The sequence below is a fragment of the Paenibacillus sp. FSL R7-0313 genome, from assembly GCF_037969885.1.
Classification (GTDB): Bacteria; Bacillota; Bacilli; order Paenibacillales; family Paenibacillaceae; genus Paenibacillus.
In genome coordinates this window covers 5,693,150-5,711,918 of record NZ_CP150219.1, presented here as the reverse complement: position 1 = coordinate 5,711,918, position 18,769 = coordinate 5,693,150, and the positions used below count along the sequence as shown (strand labels likewise).

At 44.3% G+C, this 18,769-nt stretch carries 21 protein-coding genes; all 21 read left to right on the top strand.

What is annotated here, in order from left to right; genetic code table 11:
• Positions 1-37: 37 nt before the first annotated feature.
• The gene (gene trmFO, locus NSQ38_RS24810; protein ID WP_036609377.1) at positions 38-1,375 is read left to right on the top strand and encodes an FADH(2)-oxidizing methylenetetrahydrofolate--tRNA-(uracil(54)-C(5))-methyltransferase TrmFO; all 1,338 of its coding nucleotides are present in this window, start codon (positions 38-40) and stop codon (positions 1,373-1,375) included.
• A gap of 26 nt (positions 1,376-1,401) precedes the next feature.
• The gene (gene hslV, locus NSQ38_RS24805) at positions 1,402-1,944 is read left to right on the top strand and encodes an ATP-dependent protease subunit HslV (protein ID WP_076208907.1); all 543 of its coding nucleotides are present in this window, start codon (positions 1,402-1,404) and stop codon (positions 1,942-1,944) included.
• Between the two features lie 115 nt (positions 1,945-2,059).
• Positions 2,060-3,460 carry an ATP-dependent protease ATPase subunit HslU gene (gene hslU / locus NSQ38_RS24800; RefSeq protein ID WP_076208906.1) on the top strand — a complete coding sequence of 467 codons (1,401 nt, stop codon included), beginning with the start codon at positions 2,060-2,062 and terminating at the stop codon, positions 3,458-3,460.
• A gap of 981 nt (positions 3,461-4,441) precedes the next feature.
• Complete coding sequence (gene flgB / locus NSQ38_RS24795; protein WP_036670359.1) at positions 4,442-4,849, top strand: flagellar basal body rod protein FlgB; 408 nt, start codon at positions 4,442-4,444, stop codon at positions 4,847-4,849.
• A 6-nt stretch (positions 4,850-4,855) separates the two neighbouring features.
• Positions 4,856-5,305 carry a flagellar basal body rod protein FlgC gene (gene flgC / locus NSQ38_RS24790; protein WP_017689191.1) on the top strand — a complete coding sequence of 150 codons (450 nt, stop codon included), beginning with the start codon at positions 4,856-4,858 and terminating at the stop codon, positions 5,303-5,305.
• A 58-nt stretch (positions 5,306-5,363) separates the two neighbouring features.
• Positions 5,364-5,675, top strand: coding sequence for a flagellar hook-basal body complex protein FliE (gene fliE, locus NSQ38_RS24785; RefSeq protein WP_338593804.1), 312 nt, complete (start codon positions 5,364-5,366; stop codon positions 5,673-5,675).
• A gap of 137 nt (positions 5,676-5,812) precedes the next feature.
• Positions 5,813-7,396 (top strand): flagellar basal-body MS-ring/collar protein FliF, encoded by a 1,584-nt coding sequence (gene fliF / locus NSQ38_RS24780; RefSeq protein WP_249911092.1) that lies wholly within the window; start codon positions 5,813-5,815, stop codon positions 7,394-7,396.
• 11 nt (positions 7,397-7,407) lie between these two features.
• Positions 7,408-8,424, top strand: a complete 1,017-nt coding sequence (gene fliG, locus NSQ38_RS24775; protein ID WP_047842476.1) for a flagellar motor switch protein FliG — start codon at positions 7,408-7,410, stop codon at positions 8,422-8,424.
• Entirely contained in the window at positions 8,417-9,280 is an 864-nt protein-coding gene (locus tag NSQ38_RS24770) for a FliH/SctL family protein (RefSeq protein ID WP_091031907.1), read from the top strand. The genes fliG and NSQ38_RS24770 overlap by 8 nt, the downstream gene beginning before the upstream one ends.
• Positions 9,267-10,586 (top strand): flagellar protein export ATPase FliI, encoded by a 1,320-nt coding sequence (gene fliI, locus NSQ38_RS24765; protein ID WP_036609365.1) that lies wholly within the window; start codon positions 9,267-9,269, stop codon positions 10,584-10,586. The genes NSQ38_RS24770 and fliI overlap by 14 nt, the downstream gene beginning before the upstream one ends.
• Before the next feature lie 11 nt (positions 10,587-10,597).
• Complete coding sequence (gene fliJ / locus NSQ38_RS24760; protein ID WP_091031905.1) at positions 10,598-11,050, top strand: flagellar export protein FliJ; 453 nt, start codon at positions 10,598-10,600, stop codon at positions 11,048-11,050.
• Between the two features lie 43 nt (positions 11,051-11,093).
• Positions 11,094-12,035: a DUF4088 family protein gene (locus NSQ38_RS24755; protein ID WP_091031903.1), complete on the top strand. Its 942-nt coding sequence runs from the start codon at positions 11,094-11,096 to the stop codon at positions 12,033-12,035.
• 38 nt (positions 12,036-12,073) lie between these two features.
• Entirely contained in the window at positions 12,074-13,456 is a 1,383-nt protein-coding gene (locus NSQ38_RS24750; protein ID WP_339784566.1) for a flagellar hook-length control protein FliK, read from the top strand.
• A gap of 20 nt (positions 13,457-13,476) precedes the next feature.
• A complete protein-coding gene (locus tag NSQ38_RS24745) occupies positions 13,477-14,034 on the top strand; it encodes a flagellar hook capping FlgD N-terminal domain-containing protein (protein ID WP_339784563.1) in 558 nt (185 codons plus the stop codon).
• On the top strand, positions 14,031-14,414 hold the full coding sequence (locus NSQ38_RS24740; protein ID WP_047842481.1) for a TIGR02530 family flagellar biosynthesis protein: 384 nt from the start codon (positions 14,031-14,033) through the stop codon (positions 14,412-14,414). The genes NSQ38_RS24745 and NSQ38_RS24740 overlap by 4 nt, the downstream gene beginning before the upstream one ends.
• Positions 14,415-14,495: 81 nt before the next feature.
• Entirely contained in the window at positions 14,496-15,311 is an 816-nt protein-coding gene (flgG, locus tag NSQ38_RS24735; protein ID WP_074094563.1) for a flagellar basal body rod protein FlgG, read from the top strand.
• A gap of 68 nt (positions 15,312-15,379) precedes the next feature.
• Complete coding sequence (locus NSQ38_RS24730) at positions 15,380-15,601, top strand: flagellar FlbD family protein (protein WP_076208897.1); 222 nt, start codon at positions 15,380-15,382, stop codon at positions 15,599-15,601.
• Positions 15,601-16,062, top strand: a complete 462-nt coding sequence (locus NSQ38_RS24725) for a flagellar basal body-associated FliL family protein (protein ID WP_310334365.1) — start codon at positions 15,601-15,603, stop codon at positions 16,060-16,062. Before NSQ38_RS24730 ends, NSQ38_RS24725 begins: the two co-directional genes overlap by 1 nt.
• Before the next feature lie 40 nt (positions 16,063-16,102).
• Entirely contained in the window at positions 16,103-17,101 is a 999-nt protein-coding gene (gene fliM, locus NSQ38_RS24720) for a flagellar motor switch protein FliM (RefSeq protein WP_017689177.1), read from the top strand.
• Complete coding sequence (gene fliY / locus NSQ38_RS24715; RefSeq protein WP_289392022.1) at positions 17,091-18,365, top strand: flagellar motor switch phosphatase FliY; 1,275 nt, start codon at positions 17,091-17,093, stop codon at positions 18,363-18,365. Before fliM ends, fliY begins: the two co-directional genes overlap by 11 nt.
• A gap of 28 nt (positions 18,366-18,393) precedes the next feature.
• Complete coding sequence (locus tag NSQ38_RS24710) at positions 18,394-18,759, top strand: response regulator (protein WP_017689175.1); 366 nt, start codon at positions 18,394-18,396, stop codon at positions 18,757-18,759.
• Positions 18,760-18,769: the final 10 nt, after the last annotated feature.

Here is an 18,769-nt window from a genome sequence, read left to right as displayed (position 1 = left end):
AGTGAAATATGAAATTGCTTTATGGGGGTAAATGATTTTGACAAATGAACAACAAGTAACCGTTATTGGTGCCGGGCTGGCAGGAACAGAAGCGGCCTGGCAGATTGCAAGTCGCGGCGTACGCGTAAAATTATACGAGATGAGACCTGTTGTGAAAACGCCAGCTCATCATACGGATAAATTTGCAGAGCTGGTATGTAGCAACTCGCTGCGTGCGAATGGATTGACCAATGCAGTGGGTGTGTTAAAAGAAGAAATGAGAATGCTCAATTCTCTTGTATTGTCAGCAGCAGACAAACATGCAGTTCCTGCAGGTGGGGCACTTGCTGTGGACCGGGATGGATTTTCAGGTGAGATTACATCCACGTTGCACCAGCATCCGCTCATCGAAGTGGTGAATGAGGAACTAACTTCTCTGCCGGAAGATGGCATCGTTGTTGTTGCAACGGGGCCGCTGACTTCACCTGCATTGTCTGAGCAAATCAAGGCACTAATGGGTGAAGAGTATTTCTACTTCTATGATGCAGCTGCACCGATCATCGAAAAAGATTCAATTGATATGAACAAGGTATATCTGGCTTCCCGTTATGATAAGGGTGAAGCGGCATATCTGAACTGTCCGATGACAGAAGAAGAGTTTGATGTCTTCTATGAAGCTCTCATTACTGCTGAAGTCGCTCAATTAAAAGAGTTTGAGAAAGAAATCTACTTTGAAGGCTGTATGCCAATCGAAGTGATGATGAAACGCGGAAAACAGACGGCTCTGTTTGGTCCAATGAAACCGGTAGGTCTGGTTAACCCTCATACAGGAGAGTTGCCACATGCGGTTGTTCAGCTTAGACAGGACAATGCAGCTGGAACCCTGTATAACTTGGTGGGCTTCCAGACGCATCTGAAATGGGGAGAACAGAAACGTGTCTTTTCCCTTATTCCTGGACTTGAAAATGCAGAGTTCGTTCGTTATGGCGTAATGCACCGTAATACATTTATTAACTCTCCTAAACTGCTTCTTCCGACGTATCAGTTTAAAGAGCGTCCAAACCTGTTCTTTGCAGGTCAGATGACGGGTGTAGAAGGATATGTGGAATCTGCTGCATCAGGGCTTATTGCCGGCATGAACGCAGCCAAAGCAGCACTTGGGCAGGAACTGGTAGTATTGCCGGTAGAAACAACACTTGGCAGTATGGCTCAGTATATTACAACGGCTGACTTCAAGCACTTCCAACCAATGAACGCAAACTTTGGTTTGTTGCCGAAGCTTGAAACGAAGATTCGTAACAAAAAGGAAAAAAATGAAGCTCTTGCACAGCGTGCCCTGGATGGCATCACCAGTTTTGCTGCGGCAGAAGGTCTAACTGTTCCGGAACGCGTATAAATTATTCGTGGGAGGATGCTGATATCATGGATATGTCATTTCATGCTACAACGATCTGTGCTGTTCGTCATAATGGTAAGGCTGCAATCGCAGGAGATGGTCAGGTGACCATGGGCCAAAGTGTTGTGATGAAGAATACAGCCAAGAAGGTAAGACGTTTGTACCGCGGACAGGTTGTTGCTGGCTTTGCTGGTTCTGTGGCGGATGCGATCACCCTGTTTGAGAAATTCGAAGGTAAGCTGGAGGAGCACCATGGTAACTTGCAGCGTGCTGCTGTAGAGCTTGCCAAGGATTGGCGTCAGGATCGGATCTTGCGTAAGCTTGAGGCGCTGTTGATTGTGATGGACAAATCAGGTATGCTGCTCATTTCAGGCGGCGGGGAGATTATCGAACCGGATGATGACGTTATTGCTATCGGATCAGGTGGCAACTTTGCCTTATCTGCTGCGCGTGCGTTGAAACGTCATGCAGTAAACCTGGAAGCGAAAGATATTGCGCGTGAATCACTTCAGATTGCCTCGGAGTTATGTGTATATACCAATAGTAATATTATTGTAGAAGAGTTATAAGCCAAAGAAATCTCCCGTAGTGGAGCATGATTCTGTAATCTGCTCCAGGACGTCTAGGGGATTCTTTGTCCTTGTTAGGTAAAATAATTCAACATACTGGTAGGAGGGAAGCAATATGAATACTCAAGCGTTAACACCGAGACAGATTGTTGCAGAGCTTGACAAGTATATTGTAGGTCAAAAGAAAGCTAAAAAATCGGTAGCCGTAGCCCTTCGTAATCGTTATCGGCGTAGCCTTTTGCCTGAGCACACCCAGGACGACATTGTGCCTAAAAACATCTTGATGATTGGACCTACCGGTGTGGGTAAAACGGAAATCGCCCGTCGCCTTGCTAAACTGGTAGGTGCGCCATTTGTGAAAGTGGAAGCTACCAAATTCACCGAAGTAGGTTACGTTGGTCGTGACGTTGAATCGATGGTGCGTGATCTGATTGAGACATCACTGCGGATGGTGAAGCTGGAGCGGACTGAAAAAGTGAAAGACAAAGCTGAAGAAGCTGCCAACGAACGAATTGTACATATTCTGGCTCCTTCACAGTCTAAGTCCAAGAATCAGCGTAATCCCTTTGAGATGATCTTTGGTAATAATGGCAACAACGTTCAGGAACAGGATGAGCCAGAACCGGATACTGGGGTTGCCGAACGCCGCCGTAAGATCAAGTTTGATCTGTTGTCCGGCAAGTTGGAGGATGACATCATTGAGATTGATGTTGAAGACACTGCGCCTAACATGATGGACATGTTTGCTGGACAAGGTAATGATCAGATGGGCATGAACATGCAGGAGATGTTTGGCAGCCTCTTACCTCGTCGTACGAAAAAACGTAAACTCGCTATTAAAGAAGCACGTAAAGTATTGATCCAGGAAGAAGCAGGGAAATTGATCGACATGGATGATGTTACCCAAGAGTCCATTCGCCGGGCGGAGCAGACAGGTATCATATTCATTGATGAAATCGACAAGGTTGCCAGTCAAGGACGCGGTAGTGGACCCGATGTATCCCGGGAGGGTGTTCAACGGGATATTCTGCCTATCGTAGAGGGCTCTACAGTAATGACGAAGTATGGTCCTGTCAAAACCGATTATATTCTGTTTATGGCAGCTGGAGCATTCCATGTTGCCAAACCTTCTGATCTGATTCCTGAGCTTCAGGGGCGCTTCCCAATTCGTGTGGAACTAAGTAGTCTTACACTGGAGGAGTTTGTATCCATTCTGACTGAACCGCAAAATGCATTGACCAAGCAGTATGTTGATCTACTGCGCACCGAGAATATTGAGATTGAGTTCTCGGATGAGGCCATTCGCGAGATTGCCAAATTGGCCGAATCCGTCAATCAAAATACAGAAAATATAGGTGCACGTCGACTGCATACGATTCTTGAGAAGCTTTTGGAGGATTTATCCTTTGAGGCACCTGAGCTTACACTGGAACGTATGGTGATCACTCCGGAGTATGTCCGGGAGAAATTAAATGATATTGCGCTTGATCGTGATTTGAGTCAGTATATCCTGTAACATGGAATTAGCAATGTAGTTGTTAAAATGATGCTATAAATGAACGGTATGCAAGAAAGTAGAGAACATTTATGTGATCCACAAAGGGAAGCGATCCTTTAGCGAATCACAAAGGCCCTCTTACTTGACGCATATCGTTTATTTTTGTTTCTATCTAAAGGATTTCGATGTTACAACCGATAAAAGATGTGGGGTTGTTATAAGGATCGACAAAACCTAGGACTTGTGCCGCATGTATACGGATTTAAAACCTATCGGAGTGGTAGTTATTCTTCGTTTCCATAACCAATGATTCCCATTAAAAGAATTTTTCTTATTCCAAGTCTGGTCATCGGTTTAGTCGATGGATTGGTAAATGTTGCGTAAATGCGCAAAATGATGAATTGTAGAAAAGTGTGAAGCCACTAATTGTTTTCTTAAAATTAAAATATATAGACTCCACTTAATTGTTAAGAAAGTGTTGTGTAGGAAGGACGAGTTTTCTTCATCATTGAAAGATAACTTGTCAATTGATTAATATATAGCTTTGTATGTATACCTATCATATTGTCCTTAAACCCTTAGTACAACGGCAAAAAATTCTAACATTATCAATTATGAAATATTCGAAAATATACATAATTACGGGCGTTGTAAGCTCATGTTGAGGCTTGAAAGTTTTTTTTAATTTAAAGAATGTTTAAGAACAATAAGGGAGAGTATTAACATACTTTTGTTTTGGGCCCGAACATTTACGAAAAAATTCATAATTTGCAGAAAATACACAAAAAGCCCCGTCTTTCAGAAAAGATAGGGCTTTTTTCTTATTGTAATAAATCCCAAACTCGAAGAAACTTATGTTATACGACAACATCAGAGTTAATTCTACTTAAGTCCTAGAAAACCGTGTAAAGACGAATGTTTTTGTCGAAAAAAACATAAGAATTTTCAAGGGAAAAGATTCAATCTTTTTCCATTACTTCTAAAGAGAGGAGGGGGATTGTGAATCTTTTAAACGATATCAGCTTTAAAAGATTGCAAGGTGCACTCGATGCGTCCAATATCAGACAACGAACGATTGCTGACAACATCGCGAACGCCGATACCCCGTATTTCAAGCGCTCGGACGTTTCTTTTGAAGAAATGTTGCAAGGGCAAATGAATGGAGATATGCCTGTTCTTAAAGGTAAAGTAACTGATGCAAGGCATTTTGTCATAGGTCCTTCCTCTTCCGTACCAACGCCAGTAGTTAATATGGACCAGTCAACCTCCATGAATAACAACGAAAACAATGTCGATATCGACAGAGAAATGAGTCTTCTGGCGGAGAATCAGTTGCGTTATAACGCTTATATTCAGCAAGTGAACGAACAAATTAAAATTATGCGTGTTGGCGTGGAAGGGAGATAACCTAAATTGAACATTAGTAATAGTTTTAGCATCAGTAGCTCAGCTCTGACAGCCCAACGGTTGCGGATGGACGTTATATCTTCCAACATTGCCAACGCAGAGACGACGCGCGCGAGCGTATCCAATGGTGAAGCAGTTCCTTACAAACGTAAAATGGTTGTGCTTGAGCCGAATAAAACGTCATTTGGTACGATGCTGCAAAATCAGATGAGAGGTAGCGGTTCAGGAGATGGCGTGAGAGTAACGGAGATTCGCGAGGATCAGTCACCTTTGAAGCCTGTATATGACCCTTCTCATCCGGATGCCAATGCAGAAGGATATGTATTTATGCCTAATGTGGATATTGCGAAAGAAATGGTTGACATGATCTCTGCTTCGCGTTCCTATGAAGCAAACGTAACAGCACTGAATTCAACCAAAGCGATGATCTCCAAAGCTTTGGAGATTGGAAGATAATCTGCTTTGAAATGAAAATAAGAAAAATACAAACCAGGGATGAAGGGGAGGGACATTAATGATTCAGAACAACATGTTTAGCACACAGGGGATACAACCGCTACAGATGAAGAGTGCAACCGAAAGTAAGCCTTCTACACCAGCCGAAACCATTCAGAGCTTCGGTACATACTTACAGAATGCATTAGGGTCCGTCGCAGCACAGGAGACTCAATCGCATGAAATGTCGAATCAATTTTTGGTCGGCAAAGCGAATGTGGATCAGGTGATGATTGCTTCAGAACAGGCCTTGTTAAGCCTACAACTCACAACTCAAGTCCGAAACAAAGTGGTCGAAGCATACCAAGAAGTTATGCGAACGCAGTTATAAAATAACCTACTTGCGCTTCGATAATAGCGCTGATCATTACAACAAAGCAGCTGCGATGCTGCTCCTGATCGTCAACCTATGAAACGGCTAGGGTTGAGTAAGGACAGACTAAGCAAAGTTTCGGATGGGGTGACAGAGTGAATGAGAGAATCGCCCAGTACAGGGATAAGGCATCCCAGTATTGGAATAGTTTTAGCAAAAAGCAAAAAGTATTATTTATATCCACCTTCCTGTTCCTGATTTTGGCTGCTGTTGTACTCACGATGCAATTGTCCAAAACGGAATATGAAGTTGCTTTTACAGATTTGAATGCAAGTGATTCAGCGGGCGTTATCAGTTATCTCGATTCATCTAGCATTCCATACAAATTGAGTTCAGATGGCAAGACCATTTCCGTACCGAGTACAAGTGTTGCAATTGCAAAGGTGAATGTTGGATCTCAAGGGATTATACAGAATGGTTCATTAGGATATAAGTCATTCGAGGAGTCATCATCGCCGATCGGGATGACGGATAAAGAGTTTGATGTAAAGTACAACAACGCTATAAACGGAGAAGTTGAACAGTTACTTCAGCGGATGCAAGGGATACAGGATGCTAAAGTACTCGTTAATATGCCGAAAGATAACATCTTTGCTGGTTTAGAAGAACAAGACAAAGCATCAGCATCGGTAGCTCTCCAATTCAAACCGGGTTATCACCCCAATCAGGCAGCGGTAGATGGCTACTTTAACTTGGTTAAGACTGCGATTCCTAATCTGCCTGTTGAGAACATCACGATTACGAACACAGATGAAGCAGAATTGATTCCAACTGCCCGAGGTGGCAGTGGCGGGTTGTCTTCCGAAGTCCAAGAGAACATGGCATTACAGAAAAAGTTTGAAAACGATGTCCGTAATAACGTAAAGCAATTCCTTTCCCAGATTGTAGGCGAAGACAAAGTTAATGTTTTGGTAGCCTCCAAGCTTAATTTTGACAAAGAAACACGTAAGGAAAATCTGGTCACACCTGTTGATGTAGATAATATGAAAGGCATCGAGATCAGTGTGCAGGAGATTCAAAAGAGCTACACTGGCGCAAGCAACCCAACAGGTGGAGTTGCTGGCACAGGACAAGAGGAAGTTCCGGGTTATCCATCATCTGATGCAGCCGGTAACTCTACCTCCGAAGAATCATCAAGCACTATAAACTACGATGTTAATCGAATCGCCAAGGATATTATTTCCAGTCCATATACTGTAAAAGACTTAACCATTAACGTTGCAGTTGAACCACCGAATGGAGAAACAGAATTACAGGGACCGGTTCAGGACGCAATTGAAAACATTTTGGTTAACATTGTTCGTGCTTCACTGGCAGACTCAGGCACTGTAATAAGTGACGCCGATCTGACAAAGAAAGTTTCAGTCATGTCACAAGGATTCCAGACTGCCTCTGCAGACAATACAGGTTTCCAGCTTTCCTCAACGATGATGTGGGGTGGAGGCGCACTCATAGCGGCATTGATCGCAGCGGTAGTTATTTTGTTAGTACGCCGTCGCCGCAAACAAAACGAAGTCGAAGAAGAAGAGATTCCTCTTCCAATAGCAACAGAGTTCCCGTCCATTACGCTGGACAGTGTAACGAACGAAAGTCAGGTGCGCAAACAATTGGAGAGTTTGGCCAAGAAAAAGCCAGACGAATTCGTCAATCTGCTGCGTACATGGCTGGCTGACGAATAGAGGTGAACGCATTGGCGAAGGCAAGCAGTCAAGGTTTGACTGGAAGACAAAAAGCAGCAATTTTGTTGATTACATTAGGTCCGGAAGTATCGGCTCAGATCTTCAAACATCTGCGTGATGAGGAGATTGAGCAACTTACGTTGGAAATTGCCAACGTGCGCAAGGTTGATTCTTCCGAAAAGGACATGATCATGGCCGAGTTTCACCAGATCTGTCTGGCGCAGGAATATATTTCTCAGGGCGGTATCAATTATGCGAGAGAAATCCTGGAGAAAGCTCTGGGTTCTTCAAAAGCACTTGAAGTCATTAACCGTTTGACAGCTACGCTGCAAGTCAGACCATTTGACTTTGCACGCAAAGCAGATCCGAACCAAATTTTGAACTTTATTCAGAATGAAAGCCCGCAAACGATTGCCCTGGTTCTGTCTTACCTGCAATTCGAACAGGCAGCAGCGATTCTATCATCCTTGCCACAAGAGAAACAGGCAGATGTCGCTCGCCGGGTGGCTGTTATGGATAGTACTTCGCCGGAAGTCATCTCTCAAGTGGAGCGGGTTCTGGAACAAAAACTTTCTTCTACCGTAACGCAGGATTACACGAATGCGGGTGGTATTGAATCGATCGTTCAGATTCTGAACGGAGTCGATCGTGGTACAGAGCGTACCATTTTGGACTCGCTTGAAATTCAGGATCCTGAGCTTGCAGAGGAAATCAAAAAACGCATGTTTGTATTCGAAGATATCGTCAATGTGGATGATCGTTCGATTCAGCGCATTATTCGGGATATCGACAACGCAGATTTGCAGCTGGCACTCAAAGTGGCAAGCGAAGAAGTTCGGGATGCCGTGTTCCGGAATATGTCGAAACGGATGTCCGAGACATTCAAAGAAGAGATGGAGTTCATGGGACCTGTTCGATTGCGTGATGTTGAGGAAGCTCAGACACGTATCGTAGGAACGATACGCAGATTGGAAGAAGCCGGTGAGATCATTATCGCACGCGGTGGAGGAGATGATATCATTGTCTAATTTGATTAAATCTTTCCAGTATGTACCCGTTGATGACCGCAAAAAACTTGAAAATCATCATCATTATGGTGGTACTGAGGAGTCTGAAACGGAATTATACGGTGACAGTGCTGAAGGTTCTGAAGCAGAAACGCTTCAAGCACGCGTGGACGAAGAAACACAACGTCTTACCGCAGAAATGCTGGAAGATGCCAAGGAGTTTGCAGAAAAGCAAGTACGTGAAGCTTCAGAAGAGGCAGAGCGCATGCTTCAAGAGGCCCGTGAACAGATCGACAGCTGGTGGCAGGAACAACGACAACAGGATGAACATCTGACTGAAGCGCTTCGTTCACAAGGTTTCCAACAGGGTTTTGAAGAAGGCAAAGTACAAGCTGAACTGGATCTCCAGGTGCAGATCGAAAAGATGATGATTGAAGCCCAGGAAGTGCTCAAGGAAGCTTATGTAGCTAAAGATCAGATTATTCAGGAAGCCGAACCGTTCCTCGTGGAGCTCGCTTGCGGGATCGCTGAGAAAGTCATTGATAAGCAACTTACCATTGAACCCGATCATACATTGGAACTGATTCGTCAGAGTTTGTCACGTAAACGGGAGCAGGGTTTGATCACACTCTGTGTGGCACCTGATCAGTTTACATTTGTACAGGCAGCTCGTGAAGAATTGTCTCTGTCCATTGACTCTCAAGCAGAATTGCAGATTTTGCCTGATTCAACGGTCAAAGATAAGGGATGTGTCATTCGTTCTTCGTTCGGAAGTGTAGATGCGAGAATTGATACACAGCTTGCTGAGATTAAAAAAGAACTGGTCCGCATAGCACTTGAGGATGAGGAGCGGAGAAATCAACATGAAGGTTCTTAGTTCACAGCGATATATGGAACATTTGCGCCAATTCGATCCTGTTCGTATTAACGGCAAAGTTACTCAGGTCATTGGTCTTATGGTGGAGTCAGAAGGGCCAGATGCAAGTATCGGTGACGTATGTTATATCTATCCTGGTAAATCGGCCAAGCCTCTTCAAGCCGAAGTTGTTGGGTTTCGAGATAACAAAGTGCTGCTTATGCCATTGGGTGAACTTCAATCCATCGGTCCTGGTTGCGATGTAGTAGGTACGGGTAAACCACTCGGCGTTCAGGTAGGCTCCGAATTGCTCGGTAAAGTATTGGACGGACTTGGACAACCGCTGGACGGTTCCCTCCTTCCATCAAGAATGCCAATGTACTCTACCTCCAATACGCCGGTCAATCCAATGGATCGTCCACGTGTACTTGAAACGATGGGTGTTGGTGTAAGAGCTATCGACGGATTGTTGACCGTAGGTAAGGGACAGCGTGTAGGTATTTTTGCCGGTTCTGGTGTTGGTAAGAGTACATTGATGGGCATGATTGCTCGTAATACAGCAGCAGATGTCAATGTCATCGCGCTTGTGGGTGAGCGTGGACGTGAGGTGCGCGACTTTATTGAACGGGATCTGGGTCCGGAAGGACTGGAACGCTCCGTAGTCATTGTTGCAACTTCAGATCAGCCTGCCCTGATTCGGATTAAGGGAGCAGTTATTGCGACCACTATTGCAGAGTATTTCCGAGATCGTGGAATGAACGTGATGCTCATGATGGATTCGGTAACCCGATATGCTATGGCACAAAGGGAAGTGGGTCTTGCCGTAGGTGAACCTCCGGCAATGAGAGGATATACGCCATCGGTTTTTGCAAGCTTGCCCAAACTGCTTGAAAGGGCGGGTACAGGACCTACCGGTTCGATTACAGCCTTTTACACCGTTCTGGTCGATGGGGATGACATGAATGAACCAATTGCGGATGCGGTAAGGGGTATTCTGGATGGACACATTGTGTTAAATCGATCCATTGCAAATAAAGGTCATTTTCCAGCGATTGATGTGCTAGCCAGCATAAGTCGTGTTATGAAGGATATTGCTCCGGAAGAGCAGCTGGAAGCCGTTAATAATATGAAACGTTTGATGGCTGTGTATAAAGAATCGGAAGATTTGATCAATATTGGAGCTTACCAGCGGGGATCAAATGCAGCCATAGATGAATCGATAGACCAGATTGATAGTATATGGAACTTTACCAAGCAGAAAGTCGACGAGAAAGTCACTTTAAGTGAAGTACAGGAACGTTTGATTCTTGAATTTGCAAGGAGATGAATGGGTAAACGATGAAATTTCGATATCATTTCCAGAAAGTTGTTGACCTGAAGAGTAATGAAAAAACACAGGCAGAGTGGATGTTATCCACAGCGATCGGCAAACTTCAGACGGAGGAAGAACATCTGATACAACTTCTGAACGACAGAAGTAATCTGATCGGCATTATCCAATCTGCTACGGAAAATACAGCGTCTGTAAACAGTCTGCAGGAGATGCAGCGTTATGTACATCACCTTGACGAGTGCATTTCACGCAAAAACAGTGATGTTAAACATGCTCAGGTCAATGTGCAGCGGAATCAGACGTTTCTAAACGGTAAGATGATTGACGAAAAAGTATGGCTTGGAGCGAGAGACAAGGCCAAAATCAAATTTCAGCAGGAGATGCTCCTCCGGGAACAGAACGATCTGGACGAGATGGCTACTGTACGCTTCGCTGCCAAAGCCGGACGCGCGAATTGATGTGAGCCGGACGCGAAGTTGTCTCGTGAAGGAGGAATGAACGATGGCTGTTAAAGATGATAGCGACATGGAAAAAGAGTCGGGAGGCGGTTGGGAAAAATTTCTCATGATTTCAATCCCGATTGTATTCACCGTAGTTTTGCTAGGTGTATTACTTACGCTATTTAATGTAGATATTCGTAATAATTTGTTTGAATTCGCCAACAAGATACCGGTAGTCAAGGAATGGGTACCTGATCCTGTTCTGGATCCTGAGAAGGAGAAGCTGGATAAGAGTGAACAGCAGGTTGAAAGTGCTGAAGCCACAATCGAAAAGCTGAAATCCCAGGTAACTGCCAAAGAAACAGAGCTCAAGGCAGCACAGGAAGCAACAACAACCGAAGCGAAGAAGGCCACTGACCTTCAGAAGAAGTTGGATGATGCGGAAAAAGCGGCTGAAACGGCTACGGCAACAACGCCGGAAACGGAATCCGATTATCAAAAACAAATTAAAGATTTGGCTAAAATGTATGCTGACATGAGTCCAAGTAAAGCTGCACCTATTTTGCAAAATATGACGAATGAGGAAATGGTATTGTTGTTGAATGCCATGCAGTCATCCGCTCGGACCAAGGTGCTTGAAAAGATGGACCCGAAAACAGCAGCCGATGTCACCATGATGATGAAGGATGCCAAACCGTCCGGGGATCTGGCACTGGATGCGCTGCAATCCAGATTGAAGAAAGAAACCGCAGCAACTTCAACTGCATCCACAACGACAAGCAAAAACCTGGATAAAAACCAGCTTAGTCAAACATTTGCTTCGATGTCTGCTTCAAGTGGTGCCAAGCTATTATTGGAAACATACAAGTTAAGTCCTGACAAAACATTGACCATCCTGAATTCAGTAGATGATGCAACACGCTCTCAATTGCTTGAGAACATGTCTTCAGAGGACTCGGTTGAAACTGCAAAAATTTTGAACAGATTAATGGGCAACAAGTAGAAATGATTAAACTGTATAACCGAGAGGAGGTGAAAAAAATGTCGATTGTATATCAAATGGCATCCACAGCATCTGCAACAGGAGCAGGTCAGACAACCGGAGCACAATCGAAAGGTTCAGCTGCAGGGGCTAGTGGTGAATTTCTCCAAACTCTTGCACAGTCATTATCCGGAGGAAACACAGAAGGTGATAGTTCAAGCGCTACTGGAAGTTTAACAGCCAATCCATTGGTGTTTTCCTTTGCTACAAGTGAAGAAGGAGAAGCGACATCAATCACGGATATACTGAATTCATTGTTCACGGACTTGGATTCGCTTGACGAAGCTTTGGAAAATGACCCAGCTCTACTTGCAGGTTTGCAAACGCTGATTCAACAGATGTATACACAATTAAGTAATCCTTCAGGTACTAATGCAGAAGGTTCCGACGAGTCTTCGAACGGAGCGGAAAGCGTAAAAAAAGTACCCGCAATTGAACTGTCGCAGCATCCGGCAGCAGTACGTTTTGTTCTGCAAGATATGCTTACACAATTACTAGCTGGAATGAATGATTCTGAGAGTAACGTTGCGAAGAACGCTCCTGAATTCAAACATTTGTTACAATCTCTGCAGAGTCAGCTTCAAGAGGCTGGAGTGGATACCACTAATAACAAAGGATGGACTGAACTGAAATCCATACTGGATACATTGACTGCAGTTAAGGATCAGACTGCACAGGTCGCTCCAAGTACTTCGCTTCAAACATCCAAACAGGATTCGGTCGTACCACAAGTTCTTGTTGCCGCAGTGGCGAATTCTGGAACCCAGGTGAAAGCTGAGGCTGAGACAACATCTGTTTCAAATGCAGGTGGAGAAGTGGAACACTCAACCATCATTACTGCAGGAGAGCTCTCCTTGCGTTCATCAGGTACAACAGCAGGCAAACCGGCTGAACCTGTAATGCAAACATCACAGTTTGCCAAGGAAATGACACAGTTTGTTGTTAACAAGCTGGATATTGTCCAGCAAAAAGGATTTTCCGAGGCGACCATCTCACTTCGACCTGAGCATCTAGGGAAGTTGGATGTTCAAATTACCTTGCAGAACGGGCAGTTGGTTGCACGGTTTATGACTGAGCATACGATGGCTAAAGACATGCTTGAACAACAAATGACGCAGCTGCGTTCTTCACTTCAAGCCCAAGGAATTCAAGTGGAACGACTTGAGGTTACACAGAACAGTTCAATCGGATCACAGATGTATCAGGACGGAGGCCGTCATCCGGGAAGTAACTCTCAGCAACAACGCCGTTCGCGCGAGCGTGAGGAACAATCGGATGATGCTATAGCTACAGCAGGGATTCAAGAAGAATTGCGTAACTGGCGTAGCGAGCAAGTCGAAGGAACTGAATTACAGAGAGATACGTTTAGTGCTAAGGCTTAAACAGAAATGAGGTGAACAATATGGCTAATGAAATTGTTTCAATGAATAATACCTGGCCGAACTATTCGGCAGCCAATAAAGCAACCACAAGTGCTGCAACAAAAGAATTGGGTAAAGATCAGTTTCTAAAAATCCTGATTACCCAGCTGCAAAATCAAGACCCGATGCAGCCGATGGAGGATAAGGAATTTATCGCTCAAATGGCACAGTTCAGCTCAGTGGAACAACTGGTCAATATTTCTACCCAGCTTAAAACATTGAACCAGTCCCTTGGTGCTGTATCCGGTATGATTGGCATGGAGGTAAGTTGGCTTTCTTCTAATAAAGATGATAACGGAATTCTTCGTCAGGGTATTGTAGATTCCATCATTGTAAGAGATAGCGTTCAATACGCAAAAGTGGGCAACGACGAGATTAAGCTGGATGAGATCATTCAGGTGAATTATCCAAAACAGGCAGAAGAGAGTCAAACTCCGGTACAGAACGTTCAGGATGTAACCCCAGAAACGAACGAGAGCCAGGAAGTTGAATCATCCGCTGAAACAGGTGATACGGAAGATAGCGGGAAAACGATATGAGTGATCGCATAACGGTTGGACAATTATACGCAGGCCCGATTACACCGAATATGCTTCAAAGACCTAAAACGGGAGAAGCTTCGGCTATACCCGAAAAACCTTTTGCAAAAGTGCTGGAAGATAATCTTCTGAAATTGAGCAATCATGCTGCCAAACGTTTGGAACAACGTGGCATTGAACTCAAGACCGAGCAAATGGAACAGATTGGTTCTGCTTTGGACAAAGCTGCTGCTAAAGGAGCCAAAGAGTCATTGATTTTAATGCAAGATATGGCTTTTATCGTCAATGTCAAAAATCGTACTGTGGTTACAGCTATGGATAGTGAGAGCATGAAGGATAATGTGTTTACTCAGATTGATAGTGCCGTAATCATTTCTTGACCGGCTGGCCCTTCTCGGGAGCCGGAATGCCGCTGACCGACTGATGCGGTAACCAAATGAAGACTGGGAGGATTTTTAAAAATGTTGAAATCAATGTACTCAGGCGTTTCCGGGATGCGGGGTTTTCAAACCAAACTCGACGTAATTGGTAACAATATTGCGAACGTAAACACGGTTGGCTTCAAAGGCAGTCGGGTTATGTTCAAAGATATTATGAGCCAAACCACTTCAGGTGTGACTGCGCCTGGTGATGCAACCGGTGGTGTGAATGCAAAACAAATTGGTCTAGGTGTATCTGTAGGATCTATTGATACATTACATTTGGCGGGAAGTCCAATGACAACAAACAACCCAACAGATATGCGGATTAATGGAGATGGATTCTTCTTGGTACGTTTAAGTGAAGATCAGGAAGTACCTTACCTGACTCGTGCGGGGGATTTCCATGTGGATGCTGCACGTAACCTTTTGACATCCGATGGATTGTTTGTTCTGGATAACGGTGGTGGAAATATTACGATACCTGATGATGTTGTTTCCTTCACGATTGGTCAGGATGGTACGATCAATCAAACTATGGCGGATGGAACAGTTGAAGCGGGAGCACAACTTGGAATCGGAAAAGTGGTCAATCCGGAAGGTTTAGAGAAGATCGGCGGTAATCTATACCGTATGACAGCAAATGCCAATCCCGATGGTGAGCTTGAAATTTTGACAGCGAATGATGCCGAAAATGGAACTGGCTCTATTATCACAGGACAGCTCGAAATGTCTAATGTGGATCTGACAGGAGAGTTTACTGAGATGATCGTAGCTCAGCGTGGATTCCAGGCAAACTCCCGGATTATTACAACGTCGGATGAAATACTTCAGGAAGTTGTTAACCTGAAACGTTAATAGCTGATTAATGAATTTTTAAAACGTGGGGGAGCTTGCTCCTCCCACTCTGATCAAGGGGGCTTAGCATGATTTCGGTTACGCGGTTAAATGGTTCTCCCATGTGGTTAAATGCGCTGATGGTTGAAATTGTTGAAGAAACGCCGGATACGTATATTACTCTGGTAACTGGAAAGAGACTGATTGTGCTTGAAAAAGCTGATGACGTTATTTCCAAGATTAAAGATTACAACCGTGAAATCGGGGTTCAGGCAGCCACTATTAAAGTGCAGCAAACGGAGGAATCCTGATGAAAAAAATGATGCCCTGGCTTGCAACAATGTTGCTGGCAATAACACTCATTGTGGTGGTTGTGTTTGTATTTATGCAAGGACAGAACGGGAATAAGGACGACACACATACGGCGGCAGCTTCAGAAGCCAAGAAGATGACTGCGGATGAGATTGTAGAGGTTTCCTCTGAACTTGGAGAAATTAAAACCAATTTGGCTGATACGGATCATGTTGTAATTGTCAGCTTCTCTTTCAAGTTGACTGACAAAACTGCAAAAGAAGATTTTGAGAAAATCAAAGAAATTGTGGTAAAACCAATCATCATTCAGACGCTTGCAGATACGAAATCTGAGGAACTGGCTACAGCGAAGGGCCGGATATTATTTAACGAGAAATTGACCGGTCTTATTAATGAAGCTTTACCAGAAGGTAATCTAAGTAGTACGAGCTTTTCATCTATTGTGATAGCAACGATGTAAATGAACAGAACATGCTGTAGACCTGTAAGGGGGTGAGAACATGGTGGATGTATTATCACAAAATGAGATTGACGCCCTATTAGCAGCCCTTTCTTCTGGTGAAATGGACGCAGAAGAATTGAAGAAGGAAGAAACTCAGAAGAAAATCAGATCGTACGATTTTAAGCGGGCAGTGCGTTTTTCCAAAGACCATATCAGAAGCTTGACTCGTATTCACGAAAACTTTGCACGCTTTCTCACCACTTATTTTTCAGCCCAACTGCGGACGTTCGTTCAAATCAATGTCGTTCAGGTCGAACAGTTGCCTTATGATGAGTTTATCCGTTCTATTCCTAAGATGACGATATTGAACATTTTTGAAGCGGAGCCACTACAGGGACGAATGGTGATGGAAGTCCATCCGAACGTGGGATATGCGATGTTGGATCGCCTGCTTGGTGGAACCGGGAGTGCTCCAACAAAGATTGCATCCATGACGGAGATTGAAACGACCATCATGGAACGAATATTCAGCCGTGCATTTGAAAGTTTGCAAGAAGCATGGAAGACCGTGTTGGATATTACCCCGAGGATGGAAGCACTCGAGACCAATCCGCAATTTATGCAGATTGTATCTCCCAATGAGACCATTGCTCTGATCTCGCTCAGTACCAAAATTGGTGACACGACAGGCATGATCAATCTATGTATACCGCATGTCGTTCTTGAACCTATTATGTCACGGTTGTCAACTCATCAGTGGTTTGTTTCGGAGAAGAAAACGAGAGCTCCGGAGGAGTATGATGCTCTAAAAGAGCGTGTGAACAAAGCCAAGTTACCAATCGTTGCGGAATTGGGAGAATCGAGAATTTCAATTGCAGAATTTCTGGGTCTGTCCGTTGGTGATGTCATTACGTTGAACAAACCAGTTGATGAGGGACTTTCCATTAAAGTGGGTGACAAACTGAAATACATGGGCAGTCCGGGGACAATCAAAGACCGTGTGGCTGTGCAAATAGACAAGATTGTCACCGAAGGAGTTGAAGAATTTGACGAGTAAGGATTATTTATCCCAAGAAGAAATCGATGCTTTGCTCAGGCAATCGGAATCGATAAACAGCTCGGAACCCGCTGAAAAGACGGTTGATGATTTTTTGACCGAGCTGGAGCAGGATGCCTTGGGGGAGATCGGTAACATTACATTTGGTAGCGCGGCAACAGCATTATCCACGCTATTAGGCCTCAAAGTAGATATTACAACACCTAAAGTTTCTATCATTAGTCGAACGCAGTTTGAAGAAGCTTTTCCTAAGCCGCATGTTGCCGTTCATGTCAATTACGTGGATGGATTCGAAGGCATTAACTCACTTGTTATCAAGAAGAGAGATGCTCAAGTCATCGCTGATTTGATGCTGGGTGGCGAAGGAAATCCGGTCGATGAAGAACTGAATGAAATCCATATTAGTGCGGTACAGGAAGCGATGAACCAGATGATGGGTTCCTCTGCAACCTCAATGTCCACGATTTTTAATCGTTTTGTGAATATTTCCCCTCCGGGAATCGATATTCTCAATCTGGAGAGTGGAGAGGGTGTAAGTAATCTTCCAGCAGATGAGACCCTCATTCAAGTTTCATTTCGTTTGTTGATCGGGGATCTGATCGATTCCAATCTGATGCAGTTGCTTCCAGTGCATTTTGCCAAAAACATGGTAGATATGCTGATTGGAGGCGCTCAGGAGTCAACTGCCAGCGCACCAGTGGCATCAACACCTGAACCTGCGCCAGCAGCTGTACCAGCAACGCCACCACCGGTTGCGGAGCAGCCGCCCGTTCAGCACCAACAGGCTCCACAGGCTCCACAACAGCCTGCTCAGGACTATAACGGATATGGACAGGTCCCGATGGGTATGCCTCAAGGAATGCCGCCACAGCAGCCGTATGGCATGCCACCGCAGCAACCTTATGGTGCACCTCAACATTACGGTGGAATGCCAAATAGGAATGTTAACGTACAACCAGTTCAATTTGCCAATTTGCAAAATGGGGCGTATGGGCAGGTAGACGAAAACAATTTGAATTTATTGATGGACATTCCCCTTAAAGTCACCGTAGAATTAGGAAGGACCCAGAAGCAAATTAAAGATATTTTGGAACTGTCACAGGGTTCGATTGTCGAACTGGATAAGTTAGCCGGGGAACCTGTCGATATTTTGGTGAATAACAAACTGATCGCCAAGGGAGAAGTTGTTGTTATTGACGAAAACTTTGGTGTTCGTGTTATAGATATCGTTAGCCAATGGGACCGAATTCAGAAATTACAATAAGCACAATTTAGGGAGGACTTGAATCAAGATGGCAAACCGAATTTTAGTCGTAGACGACGCTGCATTTATGAGAATGATGATCCGGGACATTTTGTCCAAAAATGGATATGAGGTTGTTGGTGAGGCACAGGATGGCTCACAAGCAATTGAGAAATTTAAAGAGCTTCGTCCGGATCTGATCACAATGGATATTACGATGCCTGAGATGGATGGCATTGCAGCTTTGAAAGAAATCAAGAAGATTGATGCTAACGCTAAAGTAATTATGTGCTCCGCGATGGGTCAACAAGCGATGGTAATCGACGCTATTCAAGCAGGTGCTAAAGACTTTATTGTTAAACCGTTCCAATCTGATCGGGTTATTGAAGCGATTAGCAAGACACTGGGCGTTTAAGAGACATGAT

Excerpts from the sequence above, each read along its gene's own strand:
- hslV (WP_076208907.1), top strand. The coding sequence starts at position 1,402 with ATGGATATGTCATTTCATGCTACAACGATCTGTGCTGTTCGTCATAAT.
- hslU (WP_076208906.1), top strand. The coding sequence starts at position 2,060 with ATGAATACTCAAGCGTTAACACCGAGACAGATTGTTGCAGAGCTTGAC.
- fliE (WP_338593804.1), top strand. The coding sequence starts at position 5,364 with ATGATTCAGAACAACATGTTTAGCACACAGGGGATACAACCGCTACAG.
- fliI (WP_036609365.1), top strand. The coding sequence starts at position 9,267 with ATGAAGGTTCTTAGTTCACAGCGATATATGGAACATTTGCGCCAATTC.
- fliJ (WP_091031905.1), top strand. The coding sequence starts at position 10,598 with ATGAAATTTCGATATCATTTCCAGAAAGTTGTTGACCTGAAGAGTAAT.
- NSQ38_RS24755 (WP_091031903.1), top strand. The coding sequence starts at position 11,094 with ATGGCTGTTAAAGATGATAGCGACATGGAAAAAGAGTCGGGAGGCGGT.
- NSQ38_RS24750 (WP_339784566.1), top strand. The coding sequence starts at position 12,074 with ATGTCGATTGTATATCAAATGGCATCCACAGCATCTGCAACAGGAGCA.
- NSQ38_RS24745 (WP_339784563.1), top strand. The coding sequence starts at position 13,477 with ATGGCTAATGAAATTGTTTCAATGAATAATACCTGGCCGAACTATTCG.
- NSQ38_RS24740 (WP_047842481.1), top strand. The coding sequence starts at position 14,031 with ATGAGTGATCGCATAACGGTTGGACAATTATACGCAGGCCCGATTACA.
- flgG (WP_074094563.1), top strand. The coding sequence starts at position 14,496 with ATGTTGAAATCAATGTACTCAGGCGTTTCCGGGATGCGGGGTTTTCAA.
- NSQ38_RS24730 (WP_076208897.1), top strand. The coding sequence starts at position 15,380 with ATGATTTCGGTTACGCGGTTAAATGGTTCTCCCATGTGGTTAAATGCG.
- NSQ38_RS24725 (WP_310334365.1), top strand. The coding sequence starts at position 15,601 with ATGAAAAAAATGATGCCCTGGCTTGCAACAATGTTGCTGGCAATAACA.
- fliM (WP_017689177.1), top strand. The coding sequence starts at position 16,103 with ATGGTGGATGTATTATCACAAAATGAGATTGACGCCCTATTAGCAGCC.
- NSQ38_RS24710 (WP_017689175.1), top strand. The coding sequence starts at position 18,394 with ATGGCAAACCGAATTTTAGTCGTAGACGACGCTGCATTTATGAGAATG.